Raw genomic sequence first — 21,251 nt, 5'->3', positions numbered from 1 at the left:
AGTTCATTATGCTAAAAGAGAATGCCTATGACCTTCCTTTACTAACTAGAACCTAGATTGTTAAATATTTAAAAAATTAGTGCTATGAACGTACAAATTCAAACTGTGCATTTTGATGCTGATTCCAAATTGATAGATCATGTGAACAAGAAAGTTCAGAAACTGAACACTTTTTATGACCGTATCATTAGCGTGGATGTATTTTTAAAAGTGGATAATTTAGCGCATCAAATTAAAGATAAAATAGCCGAGATAAGAGTCCGAATACCCCGTCAGGACCTGTTTGTTAAGCACGAGTCCAAATCCTTCGAAGAGTCCTTCGACCTTGCCTTTGAATCCCTCGTTGAGCAGGTAAAAAGAAAGAAGGAAAAGAAATTTCAATAATTCTCTGAAATAATTTTGGAAATATTAATCTCTTTGCTACCTTTGCCATCCCGATTCAAAAAGAGGGTTGGTAAAGGTAGCAAAGTTCTTTATGGTAGCGCGTTTTCGGGGAAGCAGATAAATTTTTAGATATTTGTAACAAACTGAAAAAAAGATTTTGAGAATTGAAAAAATCTCTTAATTTTGCGCTCTCTTTCAACGAGTTACTTTATTGAAAGAATGTTTTTTGAAAGATGCCAGCATAGCTCAGTTGGCCAGAGCTACTGATTTGTAATCAGTGGGTCGGGGGTTCGAATCCCTCTGCTGGCTCATCGATTTTTATTTGGTTGTTTATTAAGCCGGATGACAAAATCAAAAGATAGTTAGGGGCAGGTTCCAGAGCGGCCAAATGGGGCGGACTGTAAATCCGCTGACTACGTCTTCATAGGTTCGAATCCTATCCTGCCCACAAAACAGCGTGTTCCGCTTTTGCCCTTCGCAGAGGCGGAACATAGTTGTTGAGTAGAGGGTGAGAAATTCAGAAGTAGTAGACAGCATACCCTAACCTGTGGTACAACAGCCTTTAAAGCTCTTATTTTTATTCTAATAATTCTATAAGTGGAAAGTTGCAGTGTTGTTTGCCGGAAGCTTAGTGAATTAAAAAATGCGGGAGTAGCTCAGTTGGTAGAGCGACAGCCTTCCAAGCTGTAGGTCGCGGGTTCGAACCTCGTCTCCCGCTCGTATTTTAAAGCAATTTTTCAAGCTGTTGTAGCTCAGGGGTAGAGCACTTCCTTGGTAAGGAAGAGGTCGAGAGTTCAATTCTCTTCAACAGCTCATTGAATTTTAGAAGAATAGTTGTAGTGAATTTTTCAATCGCCTCAACAAACTCCATAAAATTCGAATTTCGGAATTCGAATTTGTAAATTCTGCACTCCGAAATTAAAACTTAGCGTTGTAGCTCAATGGAAGAGCAACCCATTTTTATTTAGGGAAGGCCATGAGTTCAATTCTCATCAACGGTACAAGTTTGTAAAACCGTTTTTTTAAAACAACAATCAATACAATCTTTACAAACCATCTAAAAAGAAAATACAATGGCAAAAGAAACCTTCAAGCGGGATAAACCCCACGTAAACATTGGTACCATCGGCCACGTGGATCATGGTAAAACTACTTTGACTGCTGCCATTACCACAATTTTGGCAAATAAAGGTCTGGCAGAGAAGAGAGGATATGATGAGATCGATGCTGCTCCTGAAGAAAAAGAAAGAGGTATTACTATCAATACAGCTCACGTTGAGTACCAGACAGTTGCTCGTCACTACGCTCACGTTGACTGTCCTGGTCACGCGGATTATGTGAAGAACATGATTACCGGTGCTGCTCAGATGGACGGTGCTATCCTCGTGGTGGCAGCTACAGATGGTCCTATGCCGCAAACAAGAGAGCACATCCTGCTGGCTCGCCAGGTAGGTGTACCTCGTATCGTAGTATTCATGAACAAAGTTGATCTGGTAGACGATCCGGAACTGCTGGAACTGGTAGAAATCGAAATCCGTGATCTGCTGTCTTCTAACGGTTTTGACGGTGATAACGTTCCTGTAATCCAGGGTTCTGCAACCGGCGCACTCGCTGGTGACGAAAAATGGGTTGCTGCTATCGACCAACTGATGGAAGCTGTTGATACTTACATCCCACTGCCTCCACGTCCGGTTGATCAACCGTTCCTGATGTCAGTAGAAGATGTATTCTCTATCACTGGTCGTGGTACAGTTGCTACAGGTCGTATCGAACGCGGTCGCATCAAAGTTGGTGAAAACGTTGAAATCGTAGGTCTGCAGGAAGAACCACTGAAATCTACTTGTACTGGTGTTGAGATGTTTAAGAAACTCCTCGACGAAGGTGAAGCAGGTGATAACGCTGGTCTGTTACTCCGCGGTATTGAGAAAACTCAGATCCGTCGTGGTATGGTTATCTGCCAGCCAGGTTCTATCAAACCTCACTCTGAATTCAAATGCGAAGTATACGTACTGAGCAAAGAAGAAGGTGGCCGTCACACTCCGTTCTTCAACAAATACCGTCCTCAGTTCTACTTCCGTACTACTGACGTAACCGGTGAAGTTGAATTACCAGCAGGTGTTGAAATGGTTATGCCTGGTGATAACGTTAGCCTGACAGTTAAACTGATCCAGCCTATCGCTATGGACAAAGGTCTGAAGTTCGCTATCCGTGAAGGTGGTCGTACAGTAGGTGCAGGTCAGGTTACTGAAATCCTGAAGTAAGCATCTGAATTATATTAAAAGCCATTAGCTTTGGCTGTTAAATGTCAACATTTATTTATATATTTGCTGGCGCTGAAAGCTGAGTGCTAATGGCTTTATACACGGGTATGGTGCAACGGTAGCATACGGGTCTCCAAAACCTTTGATCTGGGTTCGAATCCTAGTACCCGTGCAAGGTTTAGAAAATAATTAAATGGTTGAGTTGTTACAAGAAAACAAGTCAACCATTTTTAGGCTTTAAACAATTGACCATAAATAGTTAACTTTATATAATGAATAAGATCAGAAACTATTTCCGCGAGTCTTATCATGAATTGGTTTACAAGGTGTCCTGGCCTACCTGGCAAGAGCTCCAGTCTTCTACCATGATTGTGCTGATAGCAACAATATTTGTTACCGGGCTGGTTTGGGGTATGGATGCCGCTTCCAACTTCGTGTTAACTCACTATTACCAAATTTTCAAAGCTAAATAAATGGATGCAGCCAATCTTCCTGCTCAGGAAACAAAGTGGTATGTACTCCGCGTTGTTAGTGGCAAGGAAAAAAAAGTGAAGGAATACCTGGATATTGAAGTACGCCGCTCCGATTGGGGTAACGTAATCAGCCAGATCTTCCTGCCGGTAGAAAAAGTTTATAAAGTGCAGGCTGGTAAAAAAGTGATGCGCGAAAAGAACTTCTATCCCGGATATGTGATGATCGAAGCAGTAGATGGTAAGATGACCGATGAAGTAATACAGGCAATACGCAACGTATCCGGTGTTATCCACTTTCTCGGAAAGGAAAAACCTATCGCACTCCGTAAATCTGAAGTAAACAAGATGTTAGGTAAGGTGGATGAACTGAGCGATCAGGGACTGACCATGAGCGAGCCTTTCATTGTTGGGGAAACCATTAAGATTATTGATGGTCCGTTCAACGACTTCAATGGTGTGATTGAGGAAGTAATTGAAGACAAGAAAAAACTGAAAGTAACTGTAAAGATCTTTGGCCGTGCTACTCCGGTAGAGCTGAACTTTATGCAGGTAGAAAAGCTTTCTTAGTAAGTTATATAACTCTTTATTGAAAAGCGTTCCGTTTTATGCGGAACGCTTTTTCTTGTTTATCCAATATAGCTCCTATATCTATTGATATGAAGTCAGTGATTACTGTAATGCTCGGACTCCTGCTGGTTACTGCTGCAGGCGCCCAGTCCGGGAAATCTGTTAAGCCGGCCGCAACGGCGGCCATTATTTCCATCCCGGAAGAGGCCACCACTTCTCCCGAGCTAATGGCCAAATGGCTGAAAGCCCATACAGGAAACGGTGTGGCATTGCAACGTGCTTTGTTTAACTGGATGGCTACGCACATCGCCTATGATGCAGAGAATGTAAACCGTGTAAGCAGTTACCGGGATTCTGCAGCGGCGATGTTGAAAACGTTGCGTACCCGCAAGGGACTCAGTACTGATTATGCGGTATTATATGCCCGGGTATGCCGGGAGGCCGGTATCACTGCTGTGGTGGTAACGGGTTACGGATTACAGAACGATATAATGCTGCCAACCGGTTCGCACGACTGGGTGGTGGTAAAGAACGGAAGTCAGTGGACGATAACAGATCCCACCTGGGGAGCCGGGGTGGTGGATAACGGCCGTTTTATCCAGCGGACTAACTGGACGTGGTTCCAGTCGGCGCCGCAGGTAGCGGTAAAAACCCACATGCCTTACGACCCGATGTGGCAGATGTTGCCGTTTCCGCTGCGTCATGATGAGTTGGGCAGCCAGGCTTTTGCAGCTGCGGCCAAACGCCCCGTTTTTGCTTATAACGATACCCTGAATAACTGGTTCCGGCAATCGCGGCTGCAGCGGTTACAGTATGCAGCTGCGAGGATCCGGCGGTTTGGGGGAGCAGCCAATCCGTTCATTATGACGGAGCTGGACTGGATGGACCAGTCGATAAAGGTGCTGGCCGCCAACCAGGAAATTGAGATGCGGAACCGGCGGGTGGATCAGTTTAACGGGGTGAGCCGGGATTACACAGACGTAGTGAGGTTATATAATGAGTATGTGGACTTTAAGAACCGAGAGTTTGTACCGGAAGTAAAGGATGAGGTATTGAGGAAGATGATCGACGGGATAGCAGGGAAGCTGGCAGCGACGGAGAAGGCAATTTCGGGGCTAGAAGGTAACGATGATGCGATGAGCGCTAATATAGCGGCATTGCAGCAGGCGGTTACCGGGATGAAGGAAAAGGTGGGAAATGAGCAGTTGTTTGTAGGTAAGTATATAAAGACGGAGAAAGGGAAGCGGAAAGAATTGTTATATGCAAGTGGGAGATAAGTTGTAACTTTGCCGGCTTCGGAGAGTAAGGAAATTTTACGGGAAATGCAATAGATTTGTAAAAAAAATCCCATCCAGAGCAAAAAGGATGCCCAATTTCAAATACTTTTTGACAATTTCATAATAATATATACCTTTGCATCCCCTTTAAAAGGTTATTTTTAGTCTTTTACTTTTGGGAGTCTTCTGTTTGGCAGAGGACGTTTAACCAAATTAAATTAAGAAACATGGCAAAAGAAATCGCAACGTACGTGAAATTGCAGGTGAAAGGCGGCCAGGCCAATCCTGCACCTCCAATTGGTCCCGCGCTGGGTTCCAAAGGTGTGAACATCATGGAGTTCTGCAAACAGTTCAATGCCCGTACCCAGGATAAAATGGGTAAAGTATTGCCTGTGTTGCTGACTGTTTACACTGACAAATCTTTCGACTTCGTAATTAAAACTCCTCCGGCACCTGTACAGCTGCTGGAAGCTGCTAAATTGCAGAGTGGTTCTAAAGAACCTAACCGTAACAAGGTGGGTAAAGTTTCCTGGGCTCAGGTAGAAGCTATTGCACAAGACAAGATGGCTGATCTGAACTGCTTTACGCTGAACAGCGCTATGAAAATGGTAGCTGGTACTGCTCGTAGCATGGGTATTACTGTTGATGGTAAAGCCCCTTGGGAAAACTAATTGTTTCACCCTGTTGAGGCAGGATCTTAAAATCATTTTGACAAATGGCAACTAAAAAGAGAAAAGTAGCTGACGCTAAGCTCGAAAAAAATAAGGTTTACAGCCTGAAAGAGGCTTCCAGCTTAGTTAAAGATATTAACTGTACTAAATTCGACAGCTCTGTCGATTTACATATCCGCTTAGGCGTTGATCCTAAGAAAGCAGACCAGGCTATCCGTGGTTCCGTAACGCTTCCACACGGTACTGGTAAAACTAAGAAGGTGTTAGTGCTTTGCACACCTGATAAAGAAGCTGCTGCAAAAGAAGCAGGTGCTGATTTCGTTGGACTGGATGAATTCATCCAGAAGATCGAAGCTGGCTGGACTGATGTAGATGTAATCGTAGCTACTCCATCTGTAATGCCGAAGATCGGTAAACTGGGTAAGATTTTAGGTCCTCGTAACCTGATGCCAAACCCTAAGACCGGTACTGTTACAAACGACGTTGCAGCTGCAGTGAACGATGTTAAAGGCGGTAAAATCACTTTCAAGGTAGATAAGGCTGGTATCATCCATGCTTCTATCGGTCGTGTATCTTTCGCATCTGATAAAATTGAGCAGAACTCTTTAGAGCTGATCAATGCTATCATCAAGCTGAAACCGGCTACTGCAAAAGGTACTTACCTGAGAGGTCTGTCTATGGCTAGCACCATGAGTCCTGGTATTGTTATCGATACTAAATCTGTTCAAAACTAATTGATCACGAGTTGTAGCCGTTATCTGCAAAGATGGGGCTTGCTACAAACGTTATAATATGAATAAAGATCAAAAAAATGATGCGATCGAACTGCTGAAAAGTAAGTTCTCTCAATACAGCAACTTTTATGTCACTAATACCGAATCATTAACGGTAGCGCAGGTGAATGACCTGAGGAAAGTGTGCTTCGACAAGCAGGTGGAAATGAAGGTGGCTAAGAACACCCTGATCCGTAAGGCTTTGGAATCTCTGGACAGCGAAAAATATGCAGGTGTGTTTGACAGTCTGCATGGTGTAACTGCCCTGATGTTCTCTGACAGCCCGAAAGAGCCGGCTCTGATCATCTCTGCATTCCGTAAAGCGAACGGTAAACTGGAAAAACCAGTACTGAAAGCTGCATTTGTTGCTGACGAAGTATTCGTAGGCGACAACCAGCTGGTTGCTTTAACCAACATCAAGACGAAGAACGAGCTTATCGGCGAAGTTATCGGTCTGTTGCAATCTCCTGCAAAGCGCGTTATTGCTGCTTTACTGGAAAAAGGCAAGAAAGAAGAAGCTGGGGTGGAAGCACCTGCGGCAGAATAGTGTGGATGGCCTTTGGCTACCCGCATTCAAAATTGGCTTCCAAGTCACAATATAATTAACAACAACATTACAAACATTACATTAAAACATTATAAAATGGCAGACGTAAAAGCATTAGCTGAACAATTAGTAGGTTTAACTGTTAAGGAAGTACAAGATCTCGCAGATGTACTCAAATCTGAGTATGGCATCGAACCAGCTGCTGCTGCAGTTGTAGTTGCTGCTGGTGGTGGCGAAGCTGCTGCTGTTGAAGAGAAAACTGCCTTCAACGTTGTACTGAAAGCTGCAGGTGCAAGCAAACTGAACGTTGTTAAGATCGTTAAAGATCTGACCGGCTTAGGTCTGAAAGAAGCGAAAGAACTGGTTGACGGTGCGCCTAAATCCATCAAGGAAGGCGTTAGCAAAGCTGAGGCAGAAGACCTGAAAGCTAAGCTGACCGAAGCTGGTGCTGATGTTGAGATTCAGTAATTCTTTGCTTAAGTATACATCTTTTAAAGGTCAAAAGTGCTTTTGCACTTTTGGCCTTATTCCCTTTGGGAAAGTGTCTTTTTCAGAGAGTCAAAACGGGGAATCACTAACAGGTGACTTTGACCACGTGCAGAAGGCATAAATAAATTGGGATGGTATTGGCAAAGAAATCTTAATTTCCCTAATTCTTACAAGTCATATAACTGCTAACTTCGAATATGTCTCTAAAAAAAGCCCAAACAAACGAAAGAGTAAATTTTGGAAAGATCAAACAAGTTACTGAGACACCGGATCTGTTGGCTATCCAAATCCAATCTTTCAAGGATTTCTTCCAATTAGAAACCACACCAGACAAGCGAAACAACGAAGGCCTTTTTAAAGTATTTAAAGAGAACTTCCCGATTACGGATACCAGAAATATCTTTAATCTGGAATTCCTTGATTATTTCGTGGATCCGCCGCGTTATACGATCGAGGAGTGTATTGAGCGCGGGCTTACTTATTCTGTACCGTTGAAAGCGAAACTCCGCCTCAGCTGTAATGATGAGGAGCATGTGGATTTCCAGACGATTGTCCAGGATGTGTTCTTAGGTAACATTCCTTACATGACTCCAAGAGGTACTTTCGTTATTAATGGTGCTGAGCGTGTTGTTGTATCCCAACTGCACCGTTCACCTGGTGTTTTCTTTGGTCAATCTGTACATCCGAACGGAACCAAGATCTACTCTGCAAGGGTGATCCCGTTCAAGGGCGCATGGATGGAGTTTGCAACGGACATCAACAACGTGATGTACGCTTACATCGACCGTAAGAAGAAATTCCCGGTTACCACCCTGTTGCGTGCCATCGGCTATGAAACAGATAAAGATATTCTGCAGCTGTTTGGCATGGCAGATGAAGTAAAAGCAGACAAAAAAAGTCTTGATAAATATGCCGGCAAGAAGCTGGCTGCCCGTGTTTTAAGAAGCTGGGTGGAAGACTTTGTGGATGAAGATACCGGTGAAGTGGTGAGTATCGAGCGTAATGAAATTATGCTGGAGCGCGATAGCATCCTGGATGAAGCGAATATCGAAACCATTGTAGACATGGGATTGAAAAGCGTATTTGTTCAGAAGGAAGAGGTGAGTGGCGATTTCTCCATCATCTACAATACATTAAACAAGGATACATCTAACTCTGAGCTGGAAGCCGTTCAGCACATCTACCGCCAGTTGCGCGGAGCGGATGCGCCGGATGATGAAACAGCAAGGGGTATTATTGATAAATTGTTCTTCTCCGACAAACGTTACGATTTAGGTGATGTAGGTCGTTACAAGATCAACAGAAAATTAGGTCTTCCTACGCCGTTAGACATGAAAGTGCTGACGAAGGACGACATCATCTCCATCATCAAGTACCTGGTACAGCTCACAAATGGTAAGGCGGAAATCGATGATATCGATCACCTGTCTAACCGCCGTGTACGTACTGTAGGCGAGCAGTTATATGCTCAGTTTGGTGTTGGTCTTGCACGTATGGCACGTACCATCCGTGAAAGAATGAACGTACGTGATAACGAAGTATTTACGCCGGTAGACCTGATCAATGCGAGGACCCTGTCTTCCGTGATCAACTCCTTCTTTGGTACTTCCCAGTTGTCACAGTTCCTGGATCAAACGAACCCGCTGTCTGAAATCACCCACAAACGCCGTATTTCCGCTCTCGGACCCGGTGGTTTGAGTCGTGAAAGAGCAGGCTTTGAGGTGCGTGACGTTCACTATAGCCACTATGGCCGTTTGTGTACGATTGAAACACCGGAAGGTCCTAACATTGGTCTGATCTCCACCCTTTGCGTTCACGCGAAGGTGAATGAGATGGGCTTTATTGAAACACCTTACCGCAAAGTAAGAGATGGTAAAGTGGACATGCATAAAGTGGAGTTCCTGAGCGCTGAGGAAGAAGATTCTGTGAAGATTGCACAGGCCAACGCTCCACTGGATGACAAAGGACACTTTATAAATGATAAGGTAAAATCCCGCGAAACCGGTGACTTCCCGATCCTCGACAGAGAAGAAGTGGAATTCATGGACGTGGCGCCTAACCAGATCGTAGGTTTGAGTGCATCATTGATTCCGTTCCTGGAGCATGATGATGCCAACCGTGCGTTGATGGGATCAAACATGCAACGTCAGGCCGTGCCACTGCTGAATCCGGAAGTTCCTATTGTAGGTACCGGCCTGGAAGGCAAGGCAGCGCGTGACTCCCGTTTGCAGATTACTGCAGATGGTAATGGTGTGATCGAATTTGTGGATGCAAATGAAATCCATGTTCGTTACGAGCGTGATGAAATGCAGAAACTGGTGAGCTTTGAAGACGATCTGATCGTTTACACACTGACCAAATTCGTAAAAACCAACCAGAGCACCTGTATTAACCTCAGACCTTGCGTTAAGAAAGGTCAGCGTGTTAAGGATGGCGACTTCTTAACAGAAGGTTATGCTACCCGTGGTGGTGAACTGGCGCTGGGACGTAACCTGAAGGTGGCGTTCATGCCATGGAAAGGTTACAACTTTGAGGATGCGATCGTAATTTCTGAGCGTGTTGCACGTGAGGATCTGTTTACTTCCATCCACATTGATGAATATGAACTGGAAGTTCGTGATACCAAACTGGGTGAAGAAGAACTGACTCCGGATATTCCTAACGTAAGTGAAGAGGCTACAAAAGACCTCGACCAGAACGGTATCATCCGTGTTGGTGCACACATCAAGGAAGGCGATATCCTGATCGGTAAAATCACTCCGCGTGGTGAATCTGATCCTTCTCCTGAAGAAAAGCTGTTAAGAGCGATCTTTGGTGACAAGGCTTCTGATGCGAAAGATGCTTCATTGAAAGCGCCTCCGTCAACAGAAGGTGTGGTGATTGATAAGAAACTGTTCAGTCGCGCCAAGAAAGATAAAAATTCCAAAACCCGCGAGAAAGCAGCTATCGAGAAACTGGAGAAAATTCACCAGAAGAATGCGGAAGACCTGCTGGAAGTGCTGATGAGCAAGTTGCTGGTATTACTGAAGGATAAAACCTCTCAGGGTATTACCAATACTTACGGTGAAGTGTTGATCTCAAAGGGTTCCAAGTTCTCTCCGAAGAACCTGGTAAATATTGATTTCATGAACGTGAATCCGCTGGGCTGGACAACAGACGAAGTGGTGAACGATCAGATCAATACCCTGCTGCATAACTATAACATCAAGTTCAACGAAGAGCTGGGTCGTTACAAACGTGAGAAGTTCAACATCTCTATCGGTGATGAGCTGCCAGCGGGCGTACTGAAACTGGCAAAGGTTTACCTGGCCAGCAAGCGTAAGTTGAAAGTGGGTGATAAGATGGCGGGACGTCACGGTAACAAGGGTATCGTAGCCAAGATTGTGCGTGATGAAGACATGCCGTTCCTGGAAGATGGTACACCACTGGATATCGTACTGAACCCACTCGGGGTACCTTCCCGTATGAACCTCGGACAGATCTATGAAACCGTATTAGGTTGGGCAGGTCTGAAACTGGGCGTACGTTTTGCGACTCCGATCTTTGATGGTGCTACTACAGACGAAATTGCTGATTATATCAAGGAAGCAGGCTTACCTAGCTTTGGTCACGCTTACCTGCATGATGGTGAAACGGGCGACCGTTTCCACCAGAAAGCAACCGTAGGTGTTATCTACATGCTTAAACTGAGCCACATGGTGGATGATAAGATGCACGCCCGTTCAATCGGACCGTACAGTCTCATTACCCAACAGCCGCTGGGTGGTAAAGCCCAGTTTGGTGGTCAGCGTTTTGGTGAGATGGAGGTATGGGCACTGGAAGCATATGGTGCATCCAACATCCTGCAGGAACTGCTTACAATTAAATCCGATGATATCGTGGGTCGTGCCAAAGCATATGAATCTATCGTGAAAGGAGACAACATACCGAAAGCCGGTGTGCCTGAATCCTTCAATGTATTGATCCATGAATTGCGTGGTCTGGGTCTGGATCTGAAATTTGACTAAGAGCTTTTAGCTACCAGCCATTGGCAGTGATGCCAGTGGCTGATAGCTTGGATATTTCGCAGGAATAAAATTTTTGTCGCTGGCTTACCACCAACGGCTAACAGCTAAAAGCTAATTACAGATGGCTATCAAAAAAGAAAATCGTCCTAAATCAAATTTTAACAGCATTACCATCAGTCTGGCCTCTCCGGATGTTATCCTGGAGCGTTCATACGGTGAAGTGCTGAAACCTGAAACCATCAACTACCGTACTTACAAGCCGGAACGTGATGGTTTATTCTGCGAAAGGATATTCGGGCCTGTAAAGGACTACGAATGTTATTGCGGAAAATACAAACGTATCCGTTATAAGGGTATCGTGTGTGACCGTTGTGGTGTTGAGGTAACGGAGAAGAAAGTACGTCGTGAGAGAATGGGTCACATTCGTTTAGTGGTACCCGTTGTACATATATGGTATTTCAAATCCCTGCCTAACAAGATTGGTTACCTGCTTGGAATGAGTTCCAAGAAACTGGAAACCATCGTTTACTATGAAAGATACGTGGTAATCCAGGCGGGCATGAAACAGGAGAAAGGCATGAACTACGGTGATTTGCTCACTGAAGAAGAGTACCTGGATATCCTGGACACCTTACCAAAAGACAATCAGCTGTTACCGGATGAAGATCCTAACAAGTTTATTGCTAAAATGGGTGCGGAAGCGGTAGAAATGATGCTGGCCCGGATTGATCTGGACAGTCTTTCTTACCAGTTACGTAACCAGGCTGCTACTGAAACTTCCCAGCAACGTAAAGCGGAAGCGCTGAAGCGTTTGAGCGTGGTGGAAGCTTTCCGTGAAGCTAATGGCCGTGTGGAAAACCGTCCTGAATGGATGGTAATGCAATATATTCCTGTGGTGCCGCCGGAACTGCGTCCGTTAGTTCCTTTGGATGGTGGCCGTTTTGCGTCTTCCGATCTGAACGACCTTTACCGCAGGGTAATTATCCGTAACAACCGTCTGAAACGTTTGATCGAAATTAAGGCGCCTGAGGTGATCCTTCGTAACGAAAAACGTATGCTGCAGGAAGCGGTGGATTCCCTGTTCGACAACTCCCGTAAATCCAACGCGGTGAAAGCGGAAGGTGGTCGTGCACTGAAATCACTGTCAGACGTACTGAAAGGTAAGCAAGGCCGTTTCCGTCAGAACTTACTCGGTAAACGTGTGGATTATTCCGGACGTTCTGTTATCGTGGTAGGACCTGAACTGAAACTGCATGAGTGTGGTTTACCGAAAGATATGGCGGCTGAGTTATTCAAACCGTTTATTATCCGTAAGCTGATTGAAAGAGGCATCGTTAAAACCGTGAAATCAGCGAAGAAGCTGGTAGATCGTAAAGAAGCGGTGGTTTGGGATATCCTGGAAAACGTGCTGAAAGGTCACCCGGTTATGTTAAACCGTGCGCCAACCCTGCACCGTTTGTCCATACAGGCTTTCCAGCCTAAACTCGTGGAAGGTAAAGCGATTCAGTTGCACCCGCTCGTATGTTCTGCGTTCAACGCGGATTTCGATGGTGACCAGATGGCAGTACACGTTCCATTGAGCAACGCTGCAATCCTGGAAGCCCAGTTACTGATGCTGTCTTCCCATAACATCCTTAACCCGCAGAATGGTACGCCAATTACCCTGCCTTCACAGGACATGGTGCTTGGTTTGTATTATATCACGAAGGGTAAGAAAACAATCGGTGATGTAGTAGTTAGAGGAGAAGGTAAAGCTTTCTACTCTGCTGAAGAAGTAATCATCGCATTGAACGAAGACCGTATCGATCTGCATGCTCACATCCGTGTTAAAGCTGATGTAAGAAATGCAAACGGTGAGCTGGAAAGAAAACTGATCGACACTACTGTAGGCCGCGTACTGTTTAACCAGCACGTACCTAAAGCAGCCGGTTATGTAAATGCCCTGCTGACCAAGAAATCACTGCGTGAAATCATCGGTGATATCATTAAAGCAACAGACATTCCAAAAACTGCGAAGTTCCTGGATGACATCAAGCAATTAGGTTTCCGCATGGCGTTCCGCGGTGGTCTGTCATTTAACATTAATGACCTGATCATTCCGGATGTTAAGCAAGACATGATTGATGGTGCAGCCGGTGAAGTAGAAGAAGTTTGGGATAACTATAACATGGGTCTGATCACCAACAACGAACGCTACAACCAGATCATTGATATCTGGTCACGTGTGGATACGAAGGTGACTGAAACCCTGATCCGTGAGCTGGCAACAGACAAGCAAGGATTCAACTCTGTATACATGATGTTGGATTCCGGTGCGCGTGGTTCCAAGCAGCAGATCAAACAGCTGGCTGGTATCAGAGGTCTGATGGCCAAGCCGCGTAAGAGTGGTTCTACCGGTTCCGAGATCATCGAAAACCCGGTATTGTCCAACTTTAAAGATGGTTTGAACGTATTGGAATACTTCATCTCTACGCACGGTGCCCGTAAGGGTCTTGCGGATACGGCGTTGAAAACGGCGGATGCGGGTTACCTGACCCGTCGTCTGGTAGACGTTGCGCAGGATGTGGTAATTAATGAAGAAGATTGTGGTACACTCCGTGGTATTGCTACTTCTGCATTGAAAGATAATGAAGAAGTGATTGAAACACTGTATGACCGTATCCTCGGACGTACTTCCCTGCATGACGTATTTGATCCTCATAGTGATGAGGAACTGATTGTTGCTGCCGGTGCTGAGATCACTGAAGAAATTGCACACAGAATTGAAGAAAGTGCTATTGAAACCGTAGAGATCCGCTCTGTACTGACTTGCGAAAGCCGTCGGGGTGTGTGCGTGAAATGTTACGGTAAAAACCTGGCCAGCGGTTACACTGCACAGAAGGGTGATGCCGTGGGTATCATCGCTGCACAGTCGATCGGTGAGCCTGGTACACAGTTGACACTGCGTACCTTCCACGTGGGTGGTGTTGCCGGTTCTACTTCCGTTGAATCCGGTTTGCCAGCTAAGTTTGATGGTACCGTTCAATTCGATGGCTTACGTACTACCACTTACGAAAACAACCAGGGTGAAAAAGTGCAGATCGTTATCGGTCGTACCGGTGAGTTGCGTATCATGGACGTGAAAAATGACCGTCTGCTGGTAACCAACAACATTCCTTATGGTTCTACCCTGTTAGTGAAAGACGGACAGAAAGTAGTGAAAGGTGATATGCTCTGCACATGGGATCCGTTCAACGCCGTTATCGTGTCTGAAATTCCGGGTACCATCCGTTTCGACAGCATCATTGAAGGTATTACCTTCCGTGAAGAAGCAGACGAACAGACCGGTCACCGTGAGAAAGTGGTAATTGAAACCAAAGACAAGAATAAGATCCCATCTATCATGGTAGATGGTAATAAAGAGGTGAAATCATACAACTTACCGGTAGGTTCGCACATTGTTATCTCTGAAGGAGATAAGGTGAGAGCCGGTCAGGTAATCGTGAAGATCCCACGTATTATCGGTAAACTGCGAGATATCACGGGTGGTCTGCCACGTGTAACTGAGCTCTTTGAAGCGCGTAACCCGAGCAACCCTGCCATCGTTTCTGAAATCGACGGTGTGGTAGCTTTTGGTAACATCAAACGTGGTAACCGCGAAATCATCATTGAAAGCCGTGAAGGCCAGGTGAAGAAATACCTGGTGCCGTTAACACGTCATATCCTGGTACAGGACGGTGACTTTGTGAAGGCCGGTACTTCACTCTCCGATGGTTCTACTACTCCTGCAGACATCCTGTCTATCAAAGGGCCGTTTGCTGTACAGGAATACCTGGTAAATGAAATCCAGGAAGTATACCGTTTACAGGGTGTGAAGATCAATGATAAACACATCGAGGTGATTGTTCGCCAGATGATGCGTAAAGTAAACATCGAAGATCCGGGTGATACCCGCTTCCTCGAAGGAGATACAGAAGACAGGTTTGATTTCTTCGAAGAAAACGATATGATCTTCGATAAGAAGGTGGTAACGGAAGCCGGTGAATCTGCTAACCTGAAAGCAGGTCAGATAGTAACACTGCGCCAGGTTCGTGAAGAAAACTCCCTGTTGCGTCGTGCAGATAAAAAACTGGTAGAATTCCGTGATGCACAGCCGGCTACTTCCAGTCCGCTCCTGCAGGGTATTACCAAGGCATCCCTCGGTACCCGTAGCTGGATCTCTGCTGCTTCGTTCCAGGAAACCACGAAGGTATTATCACAGGCTGCTATCAACGGTAAAACCGATGATATGATGGGTCTGAAGGAGAATGTGATCACAGGTCACCTGATCCCTGCCGGTACTGGTTTACGTGAGTTTGAAAACATGATCGTAGGTTCCAAGGAAGAATACGACATCCTGGCTTCTTCTAAGGAAGTGTTCCAGTTTGACGAAGAAGAATAGTATTACACAGATATTAAAACAGGAAGCGCTTGCCCCAAAGGCAGGCGCTTTTTGTTTTAATATTACTACATTTGAGTGCGTAAAAAGAAGCGGATTTCATGAAACACCTGATCATTCCTGTTTTAATATTGTTGTTGATACTGGGCGCCTGTAAGAAAAACAGTGACAGTGCGGTACCTGATACCCACGGTAACTTTTTGTTTGTAAACGCAGCGCCTGGCAATGATCAGTTTAATGTGATGCTGGATACCTTCACTGTTGCCAGCAATATAGGCTATGGAACCAATACGGGATATAAGTCTTTCCGGGCCCAGAAATACAACCTGATTATTACCAACACCAGGCAGCCTGGCGTGGCCGTATACCAGGGGCAGATCTTTCTGCGTAACAACCGTTTTTATTCTGCTTATGTAGGCGCCGACAGTGCAGGCAATCAAATACTGATCACTACCGAAGATGACCTGAGTGCACCGGCTGCAGGGATGTCTAAATTCAGGGTGATTAATTTTGCCCAGGCATTCAGGCCAAACCGTACACCGCTTGGCATTGATGTTTATTCCGATACGTTTCCCCGCTTCTTCAGGGGGTTGACATTTCCTGCACAAACTGCATTTGCGCCGCTTTACGGCGACAGCGCCCATTACAAGATCAATTTCCGCTGGATTGATTCCTCCAAAGTGTTGAAAACCTTCGACATGGCTACCCAGGCCGGTAAAGTGTATACGCTTATCAGCAACGGTTATCCGCTGGATCCTGCCAGGTTCAATGTGTTGCTGATACAGCATAATTAAAGCAGTCGCATCTTAAAGCTTTATAGTAATTTAACGTCGTGTTTTTCCATCCAGGGGGTGAAAATGAATAAATTGCGCGCTATTTTAGCCACAAACGCGGACCACATGAACAATTGCAAAAAAATATTTCTGATGGCAGGAATAACCTTGATAGGTACAGCAGCAGCGGCGCAGCAAGCCAGCGCTCCTTACCTTGATGCCTATACGATTCCCGTTCAGCAAAAGAACGCGGTAATTGGTAAAATCTATGACAGGAACGGGCAGTTATCAGCGGCTACCTTGCTGGAGGACAGGTCCGGGTTATTTACAATCAGCGGCCATGAATTGAAACTGAAAAAGAAAGCTGCCGTAAGCAAAGAAGGTGATTTTAAGTATCCGGTCCGCATTAAAGCAGGGGCTGACACCGCTGAATTCCTGCTGGTAGCGGATGACTTTATCCGCAATAAAGTAGTGGCCCACCGCGGTGCATGGAAGCATCAGGCGGGCAGCCAGAATAGCCTTACTTCCCTGAAAGATGCGATAAAGCTTGGTTGTGAAGGATCAGAATTTGATGTGTGGTTATCGTCAGATAATGAACTGGTAATTTCACATGATCCGGAGATAGGGGGAAAGAAGGTGGAAGAGAGTACGCTGGCGGATTTGCAAACAGTTCAGCTGAAAAACGGCGACCGGGTTCCCACATTGGAGGAGTTTATTGATGTGATCCAGGAACAACACCGTACACGGCTCGTGCTGGAGTTGAAGCCCTCCCGTACCGGCAGGGGCGATTTGCTGGCCACTAAAGCAGTAGCGATGGTGCAGGCTAAGAAGGCCCAGGCGTGGATGTTCTACATCAGCTTTGACTACAATATCTGCAAAAAAATAAAGGAGCTGGATCCCGCGGCTAAAATAGCTTACCTGAATGGGGATAAAACGCCCGCACAGTTGCAGGCCGATGGTATCTGGGGACTGGATTACAATCAGCAGGTATTCAGGAATGATCCGCAGCTCATTGCCACTGCGAAGCAACATAAAGTAACTACCAATGCATGGACGATAGATAATCCGGAAATAATGGACGATTTATTAAAAAACGGGGTGGATTATATTACCACCAATGAGCCGGAGATCCTGTTGGAGAAGGTGAAGTAATAATATTCGTTAAAACCTAGCTAAAAAAATGGACGGGAATATGAAAATCCATTAAAAACCTTATTTTAGCCGTTCCATTTTTCAAATGTACTTAAAGAAGCAAATCCACCTATTAACATGCGCACTTGTAAACAATTAGTGAATAAAGGATTATTAGCGGCATTTTCAGCCGGTTTATTGATGTCTTGCCAGGGAAATAAAGCTGGTAACAGTGCACCAGCTGCATCAAGTGCGGCAAACAGCGGTACTCCTGCTGCGGGTAGTTTTAAAATTGCTTATGTAGATCTGGATTCACTGGAAGCGCATTTTGAGTATTTCAAGGAAAAAAGAGGCTTACTGGAGCAGAAGCAACAGCAGATGGACAACCAGCTGAAAGGCAAGGCCCGTGCATTGCAGAGTGAGTATGAAGACCTGCAACGCAGAGCATCTACCCTTACCCAGGAACAGGGAGAGGCAGCACAACGCAGCCTGATGTCTAAACAACAGCAGTTAGAGCAGGAAGCGCAGAACCTGCGTGCCAGTTATACCGAGCAGGAAACTAAGTTTAATGAAGAACTGCAGAAGAGACTGGATGATTTCCTGAAATCATTTAACGCCGACAAGCGTTTTGCGTATATCTTCTCTTACCGCAGTACCGCCAGCAACATCCTGTATAAAGATCCGGCTTACGATGTAACACCGGACGTTATTAAAGGAATGAATAATAACAGCGCCGCCACTCCTGCCAAATAAGCGAATAAACCATCAGAAATTTTTTCTATCTTATAGTCCCGGTTCCCTTATGAGCCGGGATTTTTTATAAATATCAATATGGAAATCAACCAAACTAAATCATTCAAGCCATCCCTGGGCCTATTAGATGCTACTATGATTGTTGCCGGATCTATGATAGGTTCCGGGATCTTTATTGTAACAGCAGAAATTGCCCGTAGCGTGGGAGGGGCAGGCTGGATAACCGCTATGTGGGTACTGGCGGGCTTTGTTACGCTGATTGCAGCCATGAGTTATGGCGAATTATCAGGGATGTTCCCCAAAGCCGGCGGCCAGTATGTATATCTCCGGGAAGCCTACAATCCTTTTATCGCCTTTTTATTTGGCTGGACGCAGTTCGGTGTTATTCAAACCGGCACCATTGCCGCTGTGGCGGTTGCCTTTGCAAAGTTTACTGCTTACCTGATACCGGGTTTCAGTGAGAAGAACATTTTGCTGGACGCCGGTATTGTGCAGATTTCTGCGGCGCAGATAGTCGCTATCGTATCTATCATCTTACTAACATTTATAAATACACGTGGTGTGCACCACGGTAAGCTGATACAAACCGTATTTACATTGGCGAAGCTGTTGTCTTTATTCGGACTCATTATTTTCGGGTTACTGTTTGGGGCGAAGTCTGAGATCTGGCAGGCCAACTGGCAGCATGCGTGGGATGCGGCTGCGGTTTCATCACAGAACGGGACGGTGGTAACGGCAGCTTTATCAGGGCTGGCGTTGTTTGGTGCCATCGCGGTTTCCATGAAAGGCTCGTTGTTTTCCAGTGATGCCTGGAACAATGTGACCTTCATTGCAGGAGAGATCAAAAATCCTTCTAAAAATATCGGCCGTTCCCTTTTCCTGGGAACGCTGATTGTAACCATTATTTATGTGAGCTGTAACCTGATGTACCTGGCTGTGCTGCCACTGAATGAAATTGCGTTTGCTGCCAACGACCGTGTTGGGGTGGCTGCAGCGGCGAAGATCTTTGGTTCCAGCGGCGCTATTATTATTGCAGTGATGATCATGATCTCCACCTTTGGTTGTAATAACGGGTTGATTTTATCGGGTGCGCGGATCTATTACACGATGGCGGAAGATAAATTGTTCTTTAAAAAAGCAGGTGAGCTAAATAAGCACAGCGTGCCCGCGTATGGTTTGTGGATCCAGTGCGCATGGGCATCCATGTTGTGTTTGACAGGCAGGTACAACGACTTGCTGGCATTGGTAATTTTCGGGGTATTGATATTTTATGTGCTGACGATCCTCGGAATTTTTATTTTAAGAAAGAAACGCCCGGAGATAGAAAGACCCTACAAAGCTTTTGGTTACCCGGTACTGCCAATGATCTATATCATAGTGGCATTATCGCTGGCAGCTTTGTTGCTGGTATTTGAAACCAACTATACTTTACCCGGACTGGGAATTATTTTATTGGGTATTCCGCTGTTTTATCTTACCAAGATTACGCGACCGGCTACCACCAAAAGCTAATTTGGACAAGAAAACCTTGTAATTACCACAAACGTTGTATAAAAAAAGGGGGCCACTGCAGTGCAAAATGCAGTGGCCCCTTTTAATTTGCACTAAGACACACGGACATAAAGATGTCCACCTTAAACCCTGATAATTTTAGAAAACCCGGTACTATTTGAGTAGAATTAAACAAATGAAGTTGTCAACATTAGCAGAAGATTCCCATAAAAAGTAGTGGTAAGAGGCCACTCCAGGTTTATGAAATATAACGTCTGTGATCCTGGCCCCTGTAATTAGTGATCTGGTAATTTGTTAACAGCTATAGCATTTTAGAACACCCTCAATAAAACGTTTAGCCATTAGAGTGATTGATTTTTACTGCATTCAAAAAATATTCAAAAACAAACAATCATAAAAATATTATTTGCCGATATGGTGTGATTACATCATTACAAGGTAAAAAAGGAAAATAAGGTGGTATAACCTTGACGGCATCTCAACCCCAAGATAACCATTGAAAGCCTTCACGATTTGCATTCTCGAACATTCACATGACAATCTTTTACAATAAGCGTATGGTCTCTACCATGCGCTTCTTTTTTGTCGCCAGCCTTTGTACATTTGCGGCATGTTTACACAATTGTGCAATAAGATATTTAACCAGAGTATCGTGGCCTACCATGAGCACAACGATGTGCATCAGGCCATTTCCAATCCCTATGAAAAGAGCAGCATTGAGCACCTGCTTTACCTGAAAAACTGGATAGACACGGTGCAGTGGCACCTGGAGGATATTATCCGCGATCCGAAGATTGATCCCGTAGAAGCATTGGGTATTAAGCGTTGGATAGACCGTTCCAACCAGGAGCGCACGGATGTGGTGGAATACATCGACAGTTATTTCCTGGAAAAATATGGCAAAACGGCGCCTGCTGCGGATGCTGGTATTAATACCGAAAGCCCGGCCTGGGCAATAGACCGTTTGTCTATTCTGGCGTTGAAAATTTATCACATGCAGGAAGAAGCCACCCGTGCGGATGCCACACCAGAACATCGTGCAGCGTGCCAGCGCAAGCTGGATATCCTGCTGGAGCAGCAACAGGACCTGAGTTCCGCCATTGAGGCGCTGCTGGCCGATATTGCCGCCGGTAAAAAGTTCATGAAGGTATACAAGCAAATGAAGATGTATAATGATCCTTCCCTGAACCCGGTTTTATACAAAAACGAAAAATAA

At 45.2% G+C, this 21,251-nt stretch carries 16 protein-coding genes and 6 tRNA genes; all 22 read left to right on the top strand.

Annotation, left to right across the window (positions count from 1 at the left end; translation table 11 throughout):
- The first annotated feature begins 84 nt into the window (after window positions 1-84).
- The 22 genes from QFZ51_RS29990 to QFZ51_RS29885 all read left to right on the top strand — a co-directional run bounded on the left by QFZ51_RS29990 (window position 85) and on the right by QFZ51_RS29885 (window position 21,251).
- Window positions 85-384, top strand: a complete 300-nt coding sequence (locus tag QFZ51_RS29990) for an HPF/RaiA family ribosome-associated protein (RefSeq protein WP_079470676.1) — start codon at window positions 85-87, stop codon at window positions 382-384.
- 235 nt (window positions 385-619) lie between these two features.
- A tRNA-Thr gene (locus tag QFZ51_RS29985) sits at window positions 620-693 on the top strand.
- Window positions 694-750: 57 nt separating this feature from the next.
- Window positions 751-832: transfer RNA gene (locus tag QFZ51_RS29980), tRNA-Tyr, on the top strand.
- 197 nt (window positions 833-1,029) lie between these two features.
- Window positions 1,030-1,102, top strand: a tRNA-Gly gene (locus QFZ51_RS29975).
- 23 nt (window positions 1,103-1,125) lie between these two features.
- Window positions 1,126-1,197: transfer RNA gene (locus tag QFZ51_RS29970), tRNA-Thr, on the top strand.
- Between the two features lie 114 nt (window positions 1,198-1,311).
- A tRNA-Lys gene (locus QFZ51_RS29965) sits at window positions 1,312-1,385 on the top strand.
- A 72-nt stretch (window positions 1,386-1,457) separates the two neighbouring features.
- Window positions 1,458-2,645: an elongation factor Tu gene (gene tuf, locus QFZ51_RS29960; RefSeq protein WP_370912179.1), complete on the top strand. Its 1,188-nt coding sequence runs from the start codon at window positions 1,458-1,460 to the stop codon at window positions 2,643-2,645.
- Window positions 2,646-2,746: 101 nt separating this feature from the next.
- Window positions 2,747-2,817: transfer RNA gene (locus QFZ51_RS29955), tRNA-Trp, on the top strand.
- 100 nt (window positions 2,818-2,917) lie between these two features.
- On the top strand, window positions 2,918-3,118 hold the full coding sequence (gene secE, locus QFZ51_RS29950; protein WP_079470674.1) for a preprotein translocase subunit SecE: 201 nt from the start codon (window positions 2,918-2,920) through the stop codon (window positions 3,116-3,118).
- Window positions 3,119-3,685, top strand: a complete 567-nt coding sequence (gene nusG / locus QFZ51_RS29945; RefSeq protein ID WP_079470673.1) for a transcription termination/antitermination protein NusG — start codon at window positions 3,119-3,121, stop codon at window positions 3,683-3,685.
- Window positions 3,686-3,774: 89 nt separating this feature from the next.
- Window positions 3,775-4,962, top strand: a complete 1,188-nt coding sequence (locus tag QFZ51_RS29940) for a transglutaminase domain-containing protein (RefSeq protein WP_429051146.1) — start codon at window positions 3,775-3,777, stop codon at window positions 4,960-4,962.
- A 227-nt stretch (window positions 4,963-5,189) separates the two neighbouring features.
- Window positions 5,190-5,633, top strand: coding sequence for a 50S ribosomal protein L11 (gene rplK / locus QFZ51_RS29935; protein ID WP_079470671.1), 444 nt, complete (start codon window positions 5,190-5,192; stop codon window positions 5,631-5,633).
- A gap of 44 nt (window positions 5,634-5,677) precedes the next feature.
- A complete protein-coding gene (gene rplA / locus QFZ51_RS29930) occupies window positions 5,678-6,367 on the top strand; it encodes a 50S ribosomal protein L1 (RefSeq protein ID WP_089902929.1) in 690 nt (229 codons plus the stop codon).
- 58 nt (window positions 6,368-6,425) lie between these two features.
- The gene (rplJ, locus tag QFZ51_RS29925) at window positions 6,426-6,953 is read left to right on the top strand and encodes a 50S ribosomal protein L10 (protein WP_079470669.1); all 528 of its coding nucleotides are present in this window, start codon (window positions 6,426-6,428) and stop codon (window positions 6,951-6,953) included.
- Between the two features lie 96 nt (window positions 6,954-7,049).
- Complete coding sequence (rplL, locus tag QFZ51_RS29920) at window positions 7,050-7,421, top strand: 50S ribosomal protein L7/L12 (RefSeq protein ID WP_370912181.1); 372 nt, start codon at window positions 7,050-7,052, stop codon at window positions 7,419-7,421.
- 218 nt (window positions 7,422-7,639) lie between these two features.
- A complete protein-coding gene (gene rpoB / locus QFZ51_RS29915; RefSeq protein WP_370912182.1) occupies window positions 7,640-11,449 on the top strand; it encodes a DNA-directed RNA polymerase subunit beta in 3,810 nt (1,269 codons plus the stop codon).
- A 121-nt stretch (window positions 11,450-11,570) separates the two neighbouring features.
- Window positions 11,571-15,869 (top strand): DNA-directed RNA polymerase subunit beta', encoded by a 4,299-nt coding sequence (gene rpoC / locus QFZ51_RS29910; protein ID WP_429051143.1) that lies wholly within the window; start codon window positions 11,571-11,573, stop codon window positions 15,867-15,869.
- A 98-nt stretch (window positions 15,870-15,967) separates the two neighbouring features.
- Window positions 15,968-16,660, top strand: a complete 693-nt coding sequence (locus tag QFZ51_RS29905) for a DUF4397 domain-containing protein (RefSeq protein WP_429051141.1) — start codon at window positions 15,968-15,970, stop codon at window positions 16,658-16,660.
- A 132-nt stretch (window positions 16,661-16,792) separates the two neighbouring features.
- Window positions 16,793-17,791: a glycerophosphodiester phosphodiesterase gene (locus QFZ51_RS29900; RefSeq protein WP_429051139.1), complete on the top strand. Its 999-nt coding sequence runs from the start codon at window positions 16,793-16,795 to the stop codon at window positions 17,789-17,791.
- Between the two features lie 117 nt (window positions 17,792-17,908).
- On the top strand, window positions 17,909-18,523 hold the full coding sequence (locus QFZ51_RS29895; protein ID WP_429051137.1) for an OmpH family outer membrane protein: 615 nt from the start codon (window positions 17,909-17,911) through the stop codon (window positions 18,521-18,523).
- 78 nt (window positions 18,524-18,601) lie between these two features.
- Window positions 18,602-20,035, top strand: a complete 1,434-nt coding sequence (locus tag QFZ51_RS29890) for an APC family permease (RefSeq protein WP_429051135.1) — start codon at window positions 18,602-18,604, stop codon at window positions 20,033-20,035.
- A 610-nt stretch (window positions 20,036-20,645) separates the two neighbouring features.
- Window positions 20,646-21,251: a DUF4254 domain-containing protein gene (locus tag QFZ51_RS29885; RefSeq protein ID WP_429051134.1), complete on the top strand. Its 606-nt coding sequence runs from the start codon at window positions 20,646-20,648 to the stop codon at window positions 21,249-21,251.

Source organism: Chitinophaga sp. W3I9 (assembly GCF_050434025.1).
In the GTDB taxonomy this organism is placed as follows: Bacteria; Bacteroidota; Bacteroidia; order Chitinophagales; family Chitinophagaceae; genus Chitinophaga.
This window is presented reverse-complemented; position numbering and strand designations above follow the sequence as displayed.